General features: G+C 62.8%; 15 protein-coding genes. 10 read left to right on the forward strand and 5 right to left on the reverse strand.

The genetic code is table 11. The features are described 5' to 3' along the window. Positions 1–13 precede the first annotated feature (13 nt). The 7 genes from D1Y85_RS05765 (at position 14) to D1Y85_RS05795 (ending at position 9,220) form a co-directional block, all read left to right on the forward strand. Positions 14–826: an SDR family oxidoreductase gene (locus tag D1Y85_RS05765; protein WP_124150073.1), complete on the forward strand. Its 813-nt coding sequence runs from the start codon at positions 14–16 to the stop codon at positions 824–826. Positions 827–1,181: 355 nt separating this feature from the next. After that, positions 1,182–2,213 (forward strand): sensor domain-containing diguanylate cyclase, encoded by a 1,032-nt coding sequence (locus D1Y85_RS05770; protein ID WP_124150074.1) that lies wholly within the window; start codon positions 1,182–1,184, stop codon positions 2,211–2,213. Between the two features lie 669 nt (positions 2,214–2,882). Next, complete coding sequence (locus D1Y85_RS05775; protein ID WP_124150075.1) at positions 2,883–4,610, forward strand: methyl-accepting chemotaxis protein; 1,728 nt, start codon at positions 2,883–2,885, stop codon at positions 4,608–4,610. Positions 4,611–4,815: 205 nt separating this feature from the next. Next, entirely contained in the window at positions 4,816–5,784 is a 969-nt protein-coding gene (locus tag D1Y85_RS05780) for a class I SAM-dependent methyltransferase (protein WP_124150076.1), read from the forward strand. 324 nt (positions 5,785–6,108) lie between these two features. After that, positions 6,109–6,345, forward strand: coding sequence for a DUF3311 domain-containing protein (locus D1Y85_RS05785; protein WP_124150077.1), 237 nt, complete (start codon positions 6,109–6,111; stop codon positions 6,343–6,345). Beyond that, the gene (gene mctP, locus D1Y85_RS05790) at positions 6,342–7,892 is read left to right on the forward strand and encodes a monocarboxylate uptake permease MctP (protein WP_124150078.1); all 1,551 of its coding nucleotides are present in this window, start codon (positions 6,342–6,344) and stop codon (positions 7,890–7,892) included. Before D1Y85_RS05785 ends, mctP begins: the two co-directional genes overlap by 4 nt. A gap of 143 nt (positions 7,893–8,035) precedes the next feature. Beyond that, positions 8,036–9,220 (forward strand): FUSC family protein, encoded by a 1,185-nt coding sequence (locus D1Y85_RS05795; RefSeq protein WP_124150079.1) that lies wholly within the window; start codon positions 8,036–8,038, stop codon positions 9,218–9,220. A gap of 30 nt (positions 9,221–9,250) precedes the next feature. On the opposite strand, the gene D1Y85_RS05800 is transcribed toward D1Y85_RS05795, so the two are convergent. From D1Y85_RS05800 to D1Y85_RS05820, 5 genes are all read right to left on the reverse strand, one after another. After that, complete coding sequence (locus tag D1Y85_RS05800) at positions 9,251–9,682, reverse strand: VOC family protein (RefSeq protein WP_124150080.1); 432 nt, start codon at positions 9,680–9,682, stop codon at positions 9,251–9,253. 333 nt (positions 9,683–10,015) lie between these two features. Continuing rightward, on the reverse strand, positions 10,016–10,975 hold the full coding sequence (gene tal, locus D1Y85_RS05805) for a transaldolase (RefSeq protein ID WP_124150081.1): 960 nt from the start codon (positions 10,973–10,975) through the stop codon (positions 10,016–10,018). Between the two features lie 245 nt (positions 10,976–11,220). Then, positions 11,221–12,444, reverse strand: a complete 1,224-nt coding sequence (locus D1Y85_RS05810; RefSeq protein WP_124150082.1) for a benzoate/H(+) symporter BenE family transporter — start codon at positions 12,442–12,444, stop codon at positions 11,221–11,223. A 52-nt stretch (positions 12,445–12,496) separates the two neighbouring features. Then, positions 12,497–13,669: a vWA domain-containing protein gene (locus D1Y85_RS05815; RefSeq protein ID WP_124150083.1), complete on the reverse strand. Its 1,173-nt coding sequence runs from the start codon at positions 13,667–13,669 to the stop codon at positions 12,497–12,499. Between the two features lie 24 nt (positions 13,670–13,693). After that, positions 13,694–14,536, reverse strand: coding sequence for an AAA family ATPase (locus D1Y85_RS05820; RefSeq protein ID WP_124150212.1), 843 nt, complete (start codon positions 14,534–14,536; stop codon positions 13,694–13,696). Between the two features lie 341 nt (positions 14,537–14,877). Here D1Y85_RS05820 and D1Y85_RS05825 point away from each other — a divergent pair, with 341 nt between their 5' ends. The 3 genes from D1Y85_RS05825 (at position 14,878) to D1Y85_RS05835 (ending at position 16,982) form a co-directional block, all read left to right on the forward strand. Continuing rightward, positions 14,878–15,243, forward strand: coding sequence for a c-type cytochrome (locus D1Y85_RS05825; protein WP_124150084.1), 366 nt, complete (start codon positions 14,878–14,880; stop codon positions 15,241–15,243). Between the two features lie 222 nt (positions 15,244–15,465). Beyond that, positions 15,466–15,780: a c-type cytochrome gene (locus tag D1Y85_RS05830; RefSeq protein ID WP_124150213.1), complete on the forward strand. Its 315-nt coding sequence runs from the start codon at positions 15,466–15,468 to the stop codon at positions 15,778–15,780. 341 nt (positions 15,781–16,121) lie between these two features. Beyond that, positions 16,122–16,982 (forward strand): AraC family transcriptional regulator, encoded by an 861-nt coding sequence (locus D1Y85_RS05835; protein WP_124150085.1) that lies wholly within the window; start codon positions 16,122–16,124, stop codon positions 16,980–16,982. Positions 16,983–17,016 lie beyond the last annotated feature (34 nt).

Consider the following 17,016-nt stretch of genomic DNA (forward strand, 5'->3'; position numbering starts at 1 on the left):
GAGTCGCATACGTATGAACGAGAGACTTGCTTCCAAGGTTGCGCTCATCACTGGCGCGGCCCAGGGAATCGGTGCATCGATTGCACGGACGTTCGCAGAGAGCGGTTGCTTCGTCTACGTCACTGATATCAACGATGAGCTTGGCGGAACTGTTGCGACGTCGATTGGCGAGCGCGCAGCGTATTTGCGGCTTGACGTTCGAGTGGAAGGCGATTGGCAGCGCGTAACGACGCAGATCTTGAAGGAGCGCGGACGACTGGACGTATTGGTCAACAACGCAGGAATCACAGGCTTCGAGGCTCGGGCCGTGCAGCACGACCCGGAGCACGCAAGTCTGGAGGACTGGCGTGCTGTGCATCGGACGAACCTCGACGGCGTGTTCCTCGGGTGCAAGTACGCTATTCAGGCCATGCGGCGTCACGGGCAGGGGTCGATCATCAATATCTCGTCGCGCTCTGGCCTGGTCGGTATTCCGGGAGCTGCGGCATATGCATCGTCAAAGGCCGCTGTTCGCAACCACACAAAAACGGTTGCGCTCTACTGCGCAGAGCAGAACCTCAAGGTTCGCTGCAATTCGATTCACCCAGCTGCCATCCTCACGCCCATTTGGGAGCCCATGTTGGGTACCGATGCAGGCCGCGAGGAACGAATGGCTGCGCTGGTTCGTGATACCCCACTTCGGCGGTTCGGCATGCCTGAGGAAGTTGCTGCCCTCGCATTGTTACTGGCGTCGGACGAGGCGACGTACATCACGGGTAGTGAATTCAACATTGATGGCGGGCTCCTGGCAGGTTCGGCGGCGACACCTGCCCGATCGCGCGAGTGACATTGGCTTCTCGTCGCCAGGGCGTTGTTTGTTAGTGGCAACTGCACAGGGGTGCCGCGAGCTTTTACCTTGTCTGCGCCGGGCCGCCCGGTCATCGTGCGCTGTCCCTTAATGGAAAAGCGTCGCGGTTGGCGGAGCGGAACCTGCCCAACTCCAGCTTCCGTGCCCGCGGCGACCGGATTTATGGCTCAGGTAAAATCACCCGCCGCCGCGTTTCGCCAGGGCAGATGAACTGACGCTGGCGTCCCGGCAAGTGTAAATTCGTGCCATTTCCCCTTCTTATGAACCGGCGTCAGGTCCGCTGCTTTTTCGTCGGGCGAGCGCGTCACCAGAACGCGAATATCAACTGAATACCATGCCAGCCGCACCAAACTCACCCCACGAAAACAGACGACTTGCCGCCGTTCACAAAGTCAGGTTGCTCGGTACCCCGGCCGAGGAGCGCTTTGACCGGATCACCCGGCTGGCCCGGCGGATTTTCGGTGTGCCGATGGCATGCATCGACATCGTCGGGGAGAAACTCGCGTGGCTCAAAAGCGTTCAGGGCTTCGACGGCGTGGAAGGGCTGCGCAAGGACTCGTACTGTCACTACACGGTGCTGGACAAAGACGTCTGCGTGATACGCGACGCCCGCGAGGACGTTCGCGTCAGCGATAGCGCATTAGCCCACAATTGGGTTTTCTACGCCGGCGTGCCTTTGCTGTTCGACGGCGAACACGTTGGCGTGCTGTGCATTGGCGATAACACGCCCCGTGACTTCGGCACTGACGAGATGGATAGTCTCGCCGATCTGGCCGCAATGGCGAATCACGAATTGCAGGTGGTGGCTTTGTCGGAGTCGCAGGTCGCGCTCGCGTTGTCGAACGAAGAGCTTGAGATGAAGGCGCGCATCGACGTACTGACGCATCTGTGGAATCGTCTGGCGATCCGGGAGTTGCTCGACGCAGAACTGGCGCAGCCGGGGACGTCGTCGGTTGCCGTTCTGATGATCGATGTCGATTACTTCAAGGCCATCAACGACAAGCAAGGGCACGCGGCCGGCGATCAGGTCTTGCGCACCGTGGCCGAACGACTGCGGGCCGGCGCACGGGCGATGGACGCGGTAGGCCGATACGGCGGCGAAGAATTCCTGATGGTGCTGTCGGGTGTCGATGAGGACGAGGCGGTTCGAGTCGGCGAGCGCGTTCGGGAGCAGGTCGCGAGGACGGCGATCCAGTTCGACGAGCAGGGCATTGCGGTGACCTGCAGCATCGGCGTCGCAGTGGCGGCGGGTACGACCGACGCCGACGCGTTGATCCGGCGCGCCGATGATGCGTTGTACCGGGCCAAGGCGGCGGGCCGCAACCGCGTCGAGATCGAGCGCGCGCAGGGCGGATCGCGGAATTGAGCGCTGTGTAGAGCCGTTGCCGTCAGCAACGGACACTCCGCATTTCGCCGTGAGTGTCCGAGCTATGCTAATCACAATTGCGGCTTGGCGGCACGTTTTGACCGTTGACAGCTGTGCCATCGGGCAGCGAGTGCAACGATCAGGTGCTGAATCGTCCGCGCATTGGTATGTACTCCTGATGCATTGACCGTTCATGTGGTCGGTGGAGGACTCCGCTGCACATACTGACGCGGTCGCGCCATGCTGGAGAAGTTGGCCGATGTTGCGGAAGATGCATCAGGTGGCGCGAACCGCATGCATGACGCTGACGAGTGAGGCCGGCACAACATAATTTAGTGCCTGATCTAGAGTGTGGCTTGTGGCTGTTCGCTTACGGCGCACCAGCACATTCGCAACTGGCGGCCACGCCTGAACGCCGTTTACAAAGCTAACTGACTTGATTGATGTGGGACTATTTTTAAATGTCGCTTTTCGGACTGCCTGTTGGGCATTAGGTAAGCAATTACATAGGTGTTATTAACAAAAAAGGGACATTACCTAAGCGTCAGTAGCAAAAAGAAATCGAAGCAAAACCCTCAAGGATTCTCCCAGGTTGGCCGACATTTGATCCATAACAAGCTAAAAGCGTCGAGGCGCTTTTCAAGAGTTTGCTAATCAATGGAGTCGTAGATGGGGTTTAGTTTGAACAGCTTGCGCATTGGTGCCCGACTCGGTGTTGGTTTCGGAATTTTGTTGATTCTGCTGTGTGCGGTCGGTGGCTTCGCCACGTTCGAGGCGTCGAGACTCAACGACAAAACCGTCGATCTTGCCGATAACTGGCTGGTGGGCACGCGCACGCTCGGCGATGTGCGGGCGGCCGAGAACGGAGTGCGGCGCACGTCGTTGCGTTTCGTGCTCGAGACGGATGCAGCAAAGAAGCAGACTCTGCACGCCGCCCACGAAGCTGCGCAACAGCAGTTCGAAACGGCGATGAGCGCCTACGAGAAGACGATTGACGGGGCGGACGAGACACAACTGGCCCAGCGCATCCGGAGCACCTGGAGCGACTATCTGACGACCGACAAGCAGATGCTCGCCTTGTCGGAGGCGAACAATGTCGCGGCAGCCGATGCGCTCGCAACCGGCGACACTTCCGTGACCTTTAACACGGCGATGGACGCGATCTCCAAAGATGTCGCGTTTCAGACGCAGGGCGCCAACGCGGCGCGCAACGAGGCCTCGTCGACCTACCATACGGCGCTCGTTGCGATCGGGGTGGCGATTGCGCTCGCGGTGGTGATCGGCATCGTGACGGCTGCAGTAATCGCGCGCTCGATCGTCGAGCCGATGCAAAAAGCTGTCGCGGTCGCGCAAACGGTTGCGAATGGCGATCTGACCTCGCATATCGACGCGCACGGCAGCGACGAGGCGGCACAACTGCTCGGCGCACTCAAGCAGATGAACACGAATCTCGCGAATCTGATCGGCCAGGTGCGCAACGGCAGTGAAACCATCGCCACCGGTGCATCGCAAATCGCCACGGGCAACACCGATCTGAGCTCGCGTACCGAGGAACAGGCCGCGTCGCTCGAAGAAACCGCAGCAAGTATGGAAGAGCTGACTGCCACCGTGCGTCAGAACACGGAAAGCGCGAAGCAGGGCAACACGCTGGCAGCGAATGCATCCGAAGTCGCTGCGCGTGGTGGCGAAGTGGTGGGGCGCGTGGTTCACACCATGCGCGAAATTTCGGAAAGCTCGGCGAAGGTCGCCGACATCATCAGCACGATCGAAGGCATTGCGTTCCAGACCAACATCCTCGCGCTGAACGCGGCTGTCGAAGCGGCGCGGGCGGGCGAGCAGGGGCGCGGTTTCGCGGTGGTCGCGGGCGAAGTGCGCAGCCTCGCGCAGCGTGCGGCGACGGCAGCGAAGGAGATCAAGGAACTGATCAACGAGTCGGTGGATCGCGTCACGACCGGCACGGAACAGGTGGACGAGGCGGGTCGCACGATCAACGAGGTGGTGTCCGCCGTGCGTCGCGTGACGGATCTGATGGGGGAGATCGCCGCCGCGTCGAACGAGCAGCACAAGGGCATCGAGCAGGTGAACTCGGCGGTGGTCCAGATGGATCAGGTCACGCAGCAAAATGCGGCGCTGGTCGAACAGGCGTCGGCTGCGGCGCAGTCAATGGCCGAGCAGGCGCGTGGTTTGCGTGATGCCGTGTCCGTGTTCAAGGTCTCGACGGCACACGCGGCTTTTGCGGGGACTGCCAGTGTCGCGCCGCGCAGACAGGCTATGCCAGCGAATAAAGCATCCGTGGCACCCGTGCGTTCCGTGCCGCGTGTTGCGATGAAGTCGGTCGTCGCGGCAGAAGCGGTCAAGCCGGTTGAGCAAAGCGACGAATCCTGGGAAACGTTCTGACCGGATTCTTTCGTGCGCGATATAAGAGCGGAAGTTATGCCTGTCGCCCTAAACCGCGTTCGTGCCGCGTTGCAGATGGTCAAGGACGGGGAGATCGTCGACGGCAAGACGATCATCACAGTGCTGAGGTGACGGAGTGCGAGGCCGACGAGTGCTATGCTCTCGTTCGCCCGGGAAACCGCCTCTTTAGCACGATATCTCTAACATGACGACCTTGATCAAACGCGCCTCGGCTGAGGCACGCGCATTCCGCCAGACCCGTACTGCCCGCAACGCGGACGCTGCCGCGAAACTGGAGAGCGCGGAAGCCGGAACCGCGCCACGCGCAAAGACCGCGAAAACTGCAAAGGACGCCGCACGCACGCGCCGCGCCGCCGACGATCTCGACCGTGCGCCGATTATCGAAGCGCCGCGCAAGCCGCGTTTTGCGCCGGTGACGTTTTCGGAAGAGGACGGCGTGCGCTATCTGCACTTTGGCACCGAGTGGGTGCAAGGCGCGATGCGCCTGAAGAAGCCGCATCATATCGAGCTGGAATACGCCCAGCAGATGATGGCCTGGCTGCTGTTCCTCGCGACGCCGAAGCGCATCGTGCAACTCGGCCTCGGCGCAGCAGCGCTGACGAAATTCGCGCACCACTATCTGCGTGACGCGAAGGTTGAAGCGATCGAACTGAATCCGGCGGTCGTGGTGGCTGCACGCACGATGTTCGAACTCCCGCCCGACGATGCGCGTCTCACCGTGCGTGAGCTCGACGCGTGGGACTTCGTGAACGACCGCGCGAACAACGGTACCATCGGCGCGCTGCAGATCGACGTCTATGACGCGACCGCGCGCGGCCCGGTGCTCGACGGTGTCGCGTTCTATCGCGCCGTGCGCGCGTGCCTCGCCGATGCCGGTATCGCGACGATCAATCTCTTCGGCGATCATCCGAGCTTCGTGCGCAACATGAAGCGCCTCAACGAGGCGTTCGAGGGCCGCGTGATCGCGCTGCCGGAAGTGCACGAGGGCAATCGCGTCGCGCTCGCATTTTCCGGTCCCGCGCTCGAGGTGACGTATGCGGCGCTCGAAAAGCGCGCCCGCGTGCTCGAAACCACGCTCGGTCTGCCGGCGCACCAGTGGGTCACGGCGTTGCGCGAGTCGAGCGGCCAGAAGGGCGAGACGTTCTCGATCTGAGCGGATATCCCCCCCCGTTTTCTTTCCATTTCGCTTCGCAAGACCGGCCAATGCGCCGGCCCGGCGATGTCAACGGACACAAACCGGCCACTGGCCGGTTTTTTATTGCCGGTTGAGTATTCGCAACGGTATCTATGCGCAAATGTGCGCTGGCCGCTTGACAGCCGCGCCAGGATTGGGGTCCGCCCCGGGTTGACCTCGCGCTGCACCCTCGATACTCTTTTCCTGCTTTCGGGGACCTTGCTGGCTACGGATCGGCAAGGCGATCGACCGCTCCGCGGGGCGGTGCGCACATCACATCACAATAAGTAGAGAGGAGACGTCATGGCTCACAACGCCGACAGCGGCAAGGGCAGCAAGCACTGGCTCTGGCTGCTGGTGCTGCCCTGGATCGCGATGGTCTGGGTGCCGTCGTACAACCGGATCGAACCCACGCTGTGGGATTTCCCGTTCTTCTACTGGTATCAGCTCCTCTGGGTGCTGATCAGTGCCGTCATTACCGCGTTCGTCTATCAGAAGACGAAGCACCGCAATCGCGGCGATGAAGGGGGTGTGCAATGAACATCGTCGCCACCACTGTCTTCGTCCTGTTTTTCATCGGCGTCACGATTCTCGGCTTCTTTGCCGCGAACTGGCGCAAGGGCGACCTCGCCCATCTCGACGAGTGGGGCCTCGGTGGACGCCGCTTCGGCACGATCGTCACCTGGTTCCTGCTCGGCGGCGACCTTTACACCGCCTACACGTTCATCGCGGTGCCCGCGCTCGTGTTCGGTGCGGGCGCAACGGGTTTCTTCGCGCTGCCGTATACGATCCTGATCTATCCGTTCGCGTTTGTCGTGTTCCCGAAGTTGTGGGCCATCGCGAAGCGTCATCGCTATGTGACGGCCGCCGACTTCGTGAGCGCACGCTACGGTAGCCGCTGGCTCGCGCTTGCCATCGCCGTGACGGGTATCGTCGCGACGATGCCGTACATTGCGCTGCAGCTCGTCGGTATCGAGGTGGTGATCGGCGCGCTCGGCTTCAATACGACGGGCTTCGTCGGCGACCTGCCGCTCATCATCGCATTCGCCATCCTCGCCGCGTACACGTACACATCGGGACTGCGCGCGCCGGCGATGATCGCGGTCGTGAAGGACGTGCTCATCTACATCACGATCGCTGCGGCAATCATCGTGATTCCGGCGCAGCTGGGCGGCTGGGGCCACATCTTCGCTGCCGTGCCGCCGGAGAAGCTGCTGCTCAAGTCGCCGGATGCGTCAAGCCTGAACGGCTATAGCGCGTACGCGACGCTCGCAGTGGGTTCTGCGCTCGCGCTGTTCCTGTACCCGCACTCGGTCACGGCGATTCTCTCGTCGTCGTCGGGCAACACGATTCGCCGCAACATGGCGATGCTGCCCGCGTACTCGTTCGTGCTCGGCCTGCTTGCGCTGCTCGGCTTCATGGCGCTCGCCGCGGGCGTGCAGAACATGCCGGAGTTCGTGCCGTACTTCAAGGCCTTCGGTCCGAGCTTTGCGGTGCCGGCGCTGTTCCTGCACTTCTTCCCGTCGTGGTTCGTAGGCGTCGCGTTCGCCGCGATCGGCATCGGCGCACTCGTGCCCGCTGCGATCATGTCGATTGCCGCCGCGAACCTCTACACGCGCAACGTCCACAGGGAGTTCGTCAACCCGCGAATGAACCACGAGCAGGAGACCAACGTTGCGAAGCTGGTTTCCCTTATCGTGAAGGTCGGTGCGGTGGCGTTCATCGTCGGCTTGCCGCTCAAGTACGCGATCCAGCTGCAGCTCCTCGGCGGTATCTGGATCATCCAGACGCTGCCGGCCATCGTGCTCGGGCTCTACACGCGCAAGCTCGACTACCGCGGCCTGCTGCTCGGCTGGGCCGTGGGCATCGCGACGGGCACGTGGATGGCGATCTCGCTGAAGCTCGCAAGCTCGATCTTCACGATTCATGTGTTCGGTATGGCGGTCCCAGGCTACGCGGCGGTGTGGTCGCTGATCGTGAACCTCGTGGTGGCAGTCGTCGTATCGGCGCTCGTGCACGTCGTCGGCATGCAGAAGGGCGAGGACCGCACGCGTCCGGAGGACTATCTCGACGTCGTCGAGAGCTGATCGACGCCGATAGAAGCGGTGGCAGGGCCGTATCCACGAACCCGCCGCCCCGATGCCCGCAACGCGCAGTTGCGGGCATTCGTTTTTCTGGTGCACGATGAGCGCTCCAGACGCTTCCTCGCCGGTTCACGTTAGCCCGCGCCATGGCCCATTCCGAATCCGATTCCGCCGCCGTTCGTCCCGCGCCACCATTGCGCCGCCGCCGTTCGCGGATCTCGCGCATCTGGCACGCGCTGGCTTCGCCGTATTACCGCTACCGGAACGCCCGGCTTGTTCACAGCATCCGCGTCGGACTTGCGATGATGGTTTCCATCCTCGCGACCACCGGCATCGACATTCCGCATGGCATCTGGTCGTCGGTGACGGTGCTTGTCGTGATCGGCGGGCTTCAGCATCACGGCAATATCCGCAAGAAGGCCGCCGAGCGCTCGGTCGGCACGCTGCTCGGCGCGGGCATCGGCCTCGTGCTTATCGTCGTGCAGGCGGTTACGGAGTCGGCCGCGCTAACCTACCTGCTGATGTCGATCGTGGCGGGCGTCTGCGCCTGGCACGCGATCGGCAAGGCCGGCTACGTCGGGCTCCTCACGGCGATTACGATGTGCATCGTTGCGGGCCACGGCGACAATCTCATCGACGTCGGTCTGTGGCGCACGCTGAATGTGATGATCGGCATCGTGATTGCGGTGGCGTTCTCGTTTGCGCTGCCACTGCACGCCACGTACTCGTGGCGCTACCGGCTCGCCGACAACCTGCGCGAATGCGCGCGCATCTACGCGCAGGTGGCGCACGGCGAGCATGTCGACGGTGAGGAGCAGATCCGGACCTTCATGCGCCTGAATGAGCGGCTCGTGCAATTGCGCGCGCTGATGCCTTCGGTGGCCAAGGAGATCGATGTGCCGCTCGCGCGGCTGGAGCATATCCAGCGTTTGCACCGGTCACTCCTGAGCGCGCTGGAAATGATGTCGATGGGGATGCAGCGCTACGAGCAGGATCTCATTCAGGTGGCGTTCGCCGGACGTGGCGCGAGCGTGCGCGTGGCGCTGCTCCAGACGGCGCGGGCGCTGCGTTTTGGCGGCGGACGTCATCCGGAGGTGGTGGCCGGGGCGCTCGGCCCCAGCCGTGACATAGGGCCGGAGGGTGGGACTGCAGCGAACGGCGCCGGTGACGACGCGTTGCCCGAATCGGCCGCTCCGCTTGCGCCCGAGATGCAGGGACCGTACTGGCTCGGTCTGCGCGTGGAGGAACTGGTCGACATGCTGCGCGCGCTGCTGCTCGAAACCGAGCCGCACTGGAATATCGAGCGCACCTCGGCGCACCGGCCGGCGTGAGTGCGGTGAAGCGCGTCCCTTAGCCTGGCGTCATCCGGCGGGCATTTCCAGCGGCGGCGCGGTGACCATCCAGGGCACGCCAAAGCGGTCCGTGAGCATGCCGAATCCCGGCGACCAGAAGGTCTTCTGGAATGGCATCGTCACCTGCCCGCCTTTGGCGAGCGCGTTGAAATGCCGTTCGGCGGTCGCGACGTCCGGCGCGCCGAGTGAAATGCTGAAACCCTGGAACTTGTCGTTCTTCGTCATGCAGCCGCCGTCGGACAACATGAGTTCCGCCTCGCCGACCTGGAGCGTCGCGTGCATGATTTTTTCGGCGAACTCGGGCGGCGTCGGGTGCTCGGGATCGGGCGGGGCGTCCTTGAAACGCATCTTGAACAGCTCCTTCGCGCCAAGTGCCTCGCGGTAGAACGCGATCGCTTCCTCGCAGGTGCCGTTGTAGAAAAGATAGGGCTGGATTTGCATCGTCGGTTTCCTTGCGGATGGGACGTATGGCCGGCCCGAAGCCAGGGCCGGATCGTGCGGCAGAGGGTGCCGCTCAAGTGATTCTAGGCGTGCGGGTTCGTGCCTGCGTGCCATTTGTCCGGCCAGGGTTTGCGTGGTCGCTGCGGGGAAATAGCGATTGCGGGGTGGGGCAGCTGCGAGAGGTTGCCAGACCGGGGCAAACCCGGGCAAACCGGTGCGTAGAGCCCTGGGCCGGTTGCTGGGGGATACGCGCACGGGCCGGCCGTAGCGGGCCCGTGCGTGGCGTGAGTGCCGCCCGAAAACGCGATAGCGGCGCCACGGTGCCCTGGCGCGTCAGTGCGCGCGCACTTCCTGGATCAGCTTTTCGAGCTTCACGGCGTCGGCGGCGAACGCGCGGATGCCTTCGGCAAGCTTTTCCGTCGCCATCGCGTCGTCGTTCACGAGGAAGCGGAACGACGCCTCGTCCACCGGTACGCGTGCGATTTCCGCATTCTTCGACGCCTCCGGCGAGAGCTTGCGCTCGACCGTTTCCGTGCTGTCATGAAGCTTCTGCAGCAGGTCCGGGCTGATCGTAAGCAGGTCGCAGCCCGCGAGTTCGACGATCTGGCTCGTGGTGCGGAAGCTCGCGCCCATCACCTCGGTCTTGTAGCCGAACTTCTTGTAATAGGCGTAAATGCTGCGCACCGACCGCACGCCCGGATCGTTCGCGCCGCCGTCCTTCGCCTCGTCCCAGTTCGGGCCTGCGGCCTTCTTGTACCAGTCGTAGATGCGGCCGACGAACGGCGAAATCAGTTGTGCGCCCGCTTCAGCGCACGCCGCGGCCTGCGCGAGCGAGAACAGCAGCGTCATGTTGCAGCGGATGCCGTCCTTCTGCAGCACTTCGGCCGCGCGGATACCTTCCCATGTCGATGCAAGCTTGATCAGCACGCGCTCCTTCGGGATGCCGGCCGCCTTGTACAAATCGATGATGTGGTGGGCCTTGTCGATCGACTTCTTCGTGTCGAACGAGAGGCGCGCGTCGACTTCGGTCGACACCCGGCCCGGGATGATCTTGAGGATTTCGGTGCCGAAGGCGATCAGCAGGTGATCGATGATCGATTCGACCGATTCGTCCGCGTGATCGCGTACGGTTTTCTCGAGCAGCGGACGGTACTCGGCCTTCTGGACGGCCTTGAGGATCAGCGACGGATTCGTCGTCGCGTCCTGCGGCTTGTACTGTGCGAACTGCTGGAAGTCGCCCGTGTCGGCGACGACGGTGGTGTACTGCTTCAACTGGTCGAGTGCGGTAGTCATGTCAGGCCTTGAGGGCGCTCACGCGCCGTGACGGTTGAGAGTCGAACGGCTGGCCGGCGTTGGCGCCCAGCCGTTACGTCAGGGGGCACTGCAACGCCCCCGCGTCCGGTATGGATGGTACAGATTGTGTGCTTCACACGGACGGGGTGCGGTTCGCGACAATCATTTTATGGCGGATCGGGTGTAGTTGCGATGTCGCGGTCGAGGCCCCCGCCTGAGCCTCGGGACAGCGCCTTCCGGCGTGATCAGGCGCGCCGGGTGTTCAGCACGAACTGCGTGATCGCGCCCGCGATGAGTCCCCAGAATGCTGCGCCGATGGACAGCAGTGTCAGGCCCGAGGCGGTCACCATGAACGTGACGAGCGCGGCTTCGCGCTGCTTCGGATCCTGCATCGCGTTGGTGAGGCCGCTCATGATCGAGCCGAACAGGGCGAGTGCCGCGATCGAGACGACCAGCGCCTTCGGAAACGAGGCAAACAGCGCGGCGATGGTCGCGCCGAACGTGCCTGCGATCAGATAGAACACGCCGCCCCACACGGCGGCCATGTAGCGTTTCGTGGGGTTCTCGTGTGCGTGGGGTCCGGTGCAGATCGCCGCGGTGATCGCGGCGAGGTTCACGCCATGCGAGCCGAACGGCGCGAGCACGAGCGACGCGAGCCCCGTAGTCGCAATGAGCGGCGAGGCGGGCGCGACGGTGTGATCGTATCCGTCGGCACGCAGCACGGCGACGCCGGGCACGTTCTGCGATGCCATGGCGACGACGAAGAGCGGAATGCCGATGCTCACGATGGCTGAAACGGAGAACGCGGGCATCGTGAAGACAGGCTTCGCGACGGCCACATGGAAGTGGCTGAAATCGAGCAGGCCGAGCACGGCGGCCGCCGCAATGCCGACTAGGAGTGTCGCGACGATTGCATACCGCGGCAGGTAGCGCTTGATGACGAGGTACGCGAAGAACATCGTGAGAACGAGGGGTGTCTGGTACTGAGCGGCCCGGAATATCTCGATGCCGATCTCGAAGAGAATGCCCGCGAGCAGCGCGGCGGCGATTCCCGCCGGAATGCGCTTCATGAGCGGGTCGAACCAGCCGGACACGCCCACTGCGGTGAGCAGTAACGCGCAGACGATATACGCGCCGATCGCCTCGGCATAAGGGACATGGGGCAGCGAACTGATGAGGAGCGCCGCGCCCGGCGTGGACCATGCGACCACGATCGGCGCGCGGAACCACAGCGAAAGGCCGATGGTGCAAACGGCCATGCCGATGGAAAGTGCCCAGATCCACGAGGAAATCTGTTCCGCGCTGAGATGGGCGGCCTCGCCGGCCTGGAACATCAGCACGAGCGAACTCGTGTAGCCCGTCATCATCGCGACGAAGCCCGCGACCACCGTGGACACCGATGTGTCCGCGAACGGTCGCAGCGGTCCCGGCCGGAATGCCTTGAGGTCGGGGGATGAAGGCGCGCTCATGCGGTGGGTCTCCTCGTCGTGCTCGATTGTGATAGTAGGTGGTGATGACGTTTTACTTGCTCATCGCGCGCATGGCCGTCTCTAGCCCCGCGATCGTGAGCGGATACATGCGGTGGCCGAGAATCTCGCGGATGACCGACACTGACTGACGATATTCCCAGAGCCGCTCGGGCTCGGGATTGAGCCACGCGAAACGCGGGAAATGATCGGCGAGACGGCGCAGCCACACGGCGCCCGCTTCCGGATTGTTGTATTCGACCGAACCACCCGGCTGCAGCACCTCGTACGGGCTCATCGTGGCGTCGCCGACGAAGATCAGCTTGTAGTCGGGCGTGAACTTGTGCAGCAGGTCCCACGTGGGCGTGCGCTCCGCATGGCGGCGGCGGTTGTTCTTCCACAGATAGTCGTAGACGCAGTTGTGGAAGTAGTAAAACTCGAGATGCTTGAACTCGGCTTTCGCTGCCGAAAAGAGTTCTTCCGTGCGCTGAATGTGATCGTCCATCGAGCCGCCCACGTCGAGCAGCATCAGCACCTTCACGTTGTTGTGCCGCTCGGGGACCATCTTGAGGTCGAGCCAGCCCGCGTTCGCCGCGGTGCTGCGAATCGTGCCGGGAAGATCGAGTTCTTCGGCGGCGCCTTCGCGCGCGAAGCGGCGCAGCCGCCGCAGCGCGACTTTGATGTTACGCGTGCCGATCTCGACCTGGTCGTCGTAGTCGCGAAACGCGCGCGCGTCCCATACCTTCACGGCTTTGCGCTGGCCGCCTTCGCCGCCGATACGCACGCCCTCGGGATTGAAGCCGCCGTGGCCGAACGGCGACGTGCCGCCCGTGCCGATCCACTTGTTGCCGCCTTCGTGGCGCTCCTTCTGTTCCTCGAAGAGTTCCTTGAGGCGCTCCATCAGCTTGTCGAGGCCGCCCATCGCTTCGATCTGCGCGCGTTGCTCCGGCGTGAAGTCGCGTTCGAGCCGCTTCTTGAGCCAGTCCTCAGGAATGTCGAAAGCGAGTTCCGACTTCTTCTCCATGCCGCGGAAATACGCGCCGAACGCAGCATCGAAGCGGTCGAAGTATTGCTCGTCCTTCACGAGCGTCATGCGCGAGAGGTAGTAGAACTCGTCGAGCGACGGCGCGATCACGCGTTCCTTGAGCGCTTCGACGAGTGTCAGATACTCCTTCACGGAAACCGGCAGCTTCGCGTCGCGCAGCGAGTAGAAAAAGTCGATCAGCATGCGGGGGCTCCGGGCGCGCTGCGCTCAGCGGTTGTGACGGTTCATGTAGATCAGGCGCTCGAACAGGGTCATGTCCTGTTCGTTCTTGAGCAGCGCGCCTGCGAGCGGCGGCATGGTTTTCTGCCCGTCGGCGGCGCGCAGCGCTTCGGGCGGAATCTCTTCGGCGAGCAGCAGCTTGAGCCAGTCGAGCAGTTCGGACGTCGAAGGCTTTTTCTTCAGGCCCGCGACGCTGCGCAGTTCGAAGAAGCTTTCGAGCGCCGCGTTCAGCAGTTGCTTGCGGATGCCCGGATAGTGCACCTCGACGATTTGCTGCATCGTCGACGGATCGGGGAAGCTGATGTAGTGGAAGAAGCAGCGGCGCAGGAATGCATCGGGCAGTTCCTTCTCGTTGTTCGACGTGATGATGACGAGCGGGCGCTGCTTCGCTTTCACGAGCTCGCGCGTCTCGTAGACGTAGAACTCCATGCGGTCGAGTTCGCGCAGCAGGTCGTTCGGGAATTCGATGTCGGCCTTGTCGATTTCGTCGATCAGCAGCACGCTCTGCTGATCCGACTCGAAGGCCTGCCACAGCACGCCCTTCACGATGTAGTTGCGGATGTCCTTCACGCGCTCGTCGCCGAGCTGCGAGTCGCGCAGGCGCGAGACCGCGTCGTATTCGTAGAGGCCCTGCTGCGCCTTCGTCGTCGACTTGATGTGCCACTGCATGAGCGGCAGATCGAGTGCCGCCGCGACTTCCTCGGCCAGCATGGTCTTGCCGGTTCCGGGTTCACCCTTGATGAGCAGCGGGCGCTTCAGCGTGAGTGCGGCATTGACCGCGAGCTTGAGATCGTCGGTGGCGACGTATTGCGAAGACCCTTCGAAACGCATGGCGCACATGGTGTACCGCTCGCTGAAAAAAATTCCAGTATAAATCTAATGCGGTTCGGCGTCGGGATCAGCCCTGGGGACACAAAGTGTGTCAGGCATCGTGCACAGGCGTGACACGCTGCGCGCCCCGTGCCACGCGGCTTTGACGCCGTCGCCCAGGCAATCTGCGACGCTCGCCGGGTGCCCCGGGCCGTGTGGACGCACGCGTGGGCAGCACGGTACAATCGATTCGATTTTTTTCGGCCTGCACGGCGACGCATAAGTAAAAACAGCAGTACCTACGGCGCAGGCCGTCGCCTGCGGTTCGAGCGTTCGATTCCCCTCAAGCCAGGTAGGGTGCTATGAAAAAAATTGTCGGCAGGCACGTCGTGTTCGGAGCATTGACGGTGCTGGCGGGCTTCGCGGTCACGGCTCACGCGGATGTCGTGGGCAACGCGAAGGCGGGGCAGGCCAAGGTGGCGATGTGCATCGGCTGTCATGGTATTCCCGACTACCGTACCGCTTATCCCGAGGTTTATCACGTGCCGATTCTGGGCGGTCAGAACGCCCAGTACATCATGAACGCGCTGCACGGCTACAAGAAGGGCGACCGTCACTTCGAGACGATGCATGCGATCGCCGCGTCGCTCACCGAACAGGACATCGCCGATATCGCGGCCTACTACGCGTCCCAGACGGTCACTTCGAAGAACAATCCCGAGAAGTAACGGGCACCCCGCACGCACGGGACCGGAGGAAGTGCTCTGCACCAACTCTGGTCGACAGCTTTGCATGGGACCAGAGTAAGCGCCTGAAGCGCCAACTCTGGTCGACAGACAGGAGAATTCATGAACCAGTCGACCCAGGCCGCGCAGTCTTTCTTCGCCGATGTTTTCAACGCGCCCGCCTCGTTTGTGAAAGGCGCTGCATACGCGGCGACGCTGGCCGCCATGCTGGCGCTGAGCCCGGCCCACGCCGCCGACGCAGCCAACGGCAAGGTGCTCGCCGATGCCCACAATTGCGCCGCCTGCCACGGCGTCGGCCTGAACAAGCCGATAAGCCCCGAATATCCGAAGCTCGCGGGCCAGCATGCCGACTATATCTACTGGGCGCTGCGCCAGTATCAGATGGGCGTCGGCAACCCGCATATGGGCCGCAGCAATCCGATCATGCAGGCGCAGGTGCAGACGCTTTCGCAGAGCGACATGAAGGATCTCGCCGCGTATATCGAGTCGCTACGGGGCGATCTGATCGACAAGAAGTGATGCGTCGGTGTGTGCGGGCCATGCCTCACGGCGCCCGCGCCACTTGCGTCGCTTACGTCGCTCAAGCCAGATAGCGCGCAACGAAAACCCCCCGCGAAAGTATCGCTGTCGAAAGCGAGCCGTTCGCGGGGTGTTTTTTTGCTCGTCGGGAATGCTTGTGGATCGGCCTCTGCATACGGGCGTTCGCACGAGGGGCCACGTTCGCGCAAACGCGTGTTGGGTCAGGTCCGATGGGGAATCGGAGATATCAGTTGAGCAAACGCGGCTAGGCGCATGCGCGCCGGTGCAGGCGACCATATCGCCACCTGCACGATCTAGACTCTCTTCACGGACGTGACCCCATGCCAACCAACGCCGCCTACGCGAAGCGCTTCGATGCGGTTCTTGCCCACATCGACGCCAATCTCGACGGTGACCTGTCGGTGAAGGCGCTGAGTGAGGTCGCAAACTTTTCGGCGTTTCACTTTCATCGGCAATTCAAAGCGTACGTGGGCGTTCCCGTTGCACGGTACGTGCAATTGATGCGATTGCGCCGGGCAGCCCAGCGCCTTGCTTCCGCTGCGAACGGTTCGGTGCTGGACGTCGCGCTCGATGCCGGATTCGAAAGTCCCGAGGCATTCAGCAGGGCGTTCAGGCGCGCGTTCGGCATGGCGCCGAGCCACTTCCGGCAAAACCCGAACTGGCAGGTCTGGAGTGCGGTATTCGTTGTCCCTTACTTTTCCAGGAGCTTCATCATGCAAGTGCAAATTGTCGAGTTCGCTGAAGTCCGGGTCGCGGCGCTCGAACACTGCGGGCCACCCGGACTCATCAACGAGAGCGTGCGCAAGTTCATCGACTGGCGCGTGCAAAGCGGGCAATCGCCCGTTTCATCGAGCCGCACGTTCGGCATCCCTTATGGCAACCCCGACGTCACGCCGCCCGACGAATTCCGTTTCGCCATCTGCGGCGAGATCCACGAGGCGGTGGCGCCGAATAGCTATGGCGTACGCGAACTCGTCATCCCCGGCGGTCGTTGCGCTGTGGTGCGGCACGTGGGATCGACGGACCACATCGGCGAATCGATTTACCCGATCTACCGCGACTGGCTTCCCACGAGCGGGGAAGAACTACGCGATCAGCCGATGTTCTTTCACTACCTGAGTGTTTACCCCGAGACGCCACAGGACCAGTGGCAGACCGATATCTACATTCCGCTGGCGTAGCGACCGTGTGCGCGAGGTAGTTTTGTGGCTTCGG

This window comes from Paraburkholderia dinghuensis (assembly GCF_003837865.1).
In the GTDB taxonomy this organism is placed as follows: Bacteria; Pseudomonadota; Gammaproteobacteria; order Burkholderiales; family Burkholderiaceae; genus Paraburkholderia; species Paraburkholderia dinghuensis.

Excerpts from the sequence above, each read along its gene's own strand:
- D1Y85_RS05765 (WP_124150073.1), top strand. The coding sequence starts at position 14 with ATGAACGAGAGACTTGCTTCCAAGGTTGCGCTCATCACTGGCGCGGCC.
- D1Y85_RS05770 (WP_124150074.1), top strand. The coding sequence starts at position 1,182 with ATGCCAGCCGCACCAAACTCACCCCACGAAAACAGACGACTTGCCGCC.
- D1Y85_RS05775 (WP_124150075.1), top strand. The coding sequence starts at position 2,883 with ATGGGGTTTAGTTTGAACAGCTTGCGCATTGGTGCCCGACTCGGTGTT.
- D1Y85_RS05780 (WP_124150076.1), top strand. The coding sequence starts at position 4,816 with ATGACGACCTTGATCAAACGCGCCTCGGCTGAGGCACGCGCATTCCGC.
- D1Y85_RS05785 (WP_124150077.1), top strand. The coding sequence starts at position 6,109 with ATGGCTCACAACGCCGACAGCGGCAAGGGCAGCAAGCACTGGCTCTGG.
- mctP (WP_124150078.1), top strand. The coding sequence starts at position 6,342 with ATGAACATCGTCGCCACCACTGTCTTCGTCCTGTTTTTCATCGGCGTC.
- D1Y85_RS05795 (WP_124150079.1), top strand. The coding sequence starts at position 8,036 with ATGGCCCATTCCGAATCCGATTCCGCCGCCGTTCGTCCCGCGCCACCA.
- D1Y85_RS05800 (WP_124150080.1), bottom strand. The coding sequence starts at position 9,682 with ATGCAAATCCAGCCCTATCTTTTCTACAACGGCACCTGCGAGGAAGCG.
- tal (WP_124150081.1), bottom strand. The coding sequence starts at position 10,975 with ATGACTACCGCACTCGACCAGTTGAAGCAGTACACCACCGTCGTCGCC.
- D1Y85_RS05810 (WP_124150082.1), bottom strand. The coding sequence starts at position 12,444 with ATGAGCGCGCCTTCATCCCCCGACCTCAAGGCATTCCGGCCGGGACCG.
- D1Y85_RS05815 (WP_124150083.1), bottom strand. The coding sequence starts at position 13,669 with ATGCTGATCGACTTTTTCTACTCGCTGCGCGACGCGAAGCTGCCGGTT.
- D1Y85_RS05820 (WP_124150212.1), bottom strand. The coding sequence starts at position 14,536 with ATGCGTTTCGAAGGGTCTTCGCAATACGTCGCCACCGACGATCTCAAG.
- D1Y85_RS05825 (WP_124150084.1), top strand. The coding sequence starts at position 14,878 with ATGAAAAAAATTGTCGGCAGGCACGTCGTGTTCGGAGCATTGACGGTG.
- D1Y85_RS05830 (WP_124150213.1), top strand. The coding sequence starts at position 15,466 with ATGCTGGCGCTGAGCCCGGCCCACGCCGCCGACGCAGCCAACGGCAAG.
- D1Y85_RS05835 (WP_124150085.1), top strand. The coding sequence starts at position 16,122 with ATGCCAACCAACGCCGCCTACGCGAAGCGCTTCGATGCGGTTCTTGCC.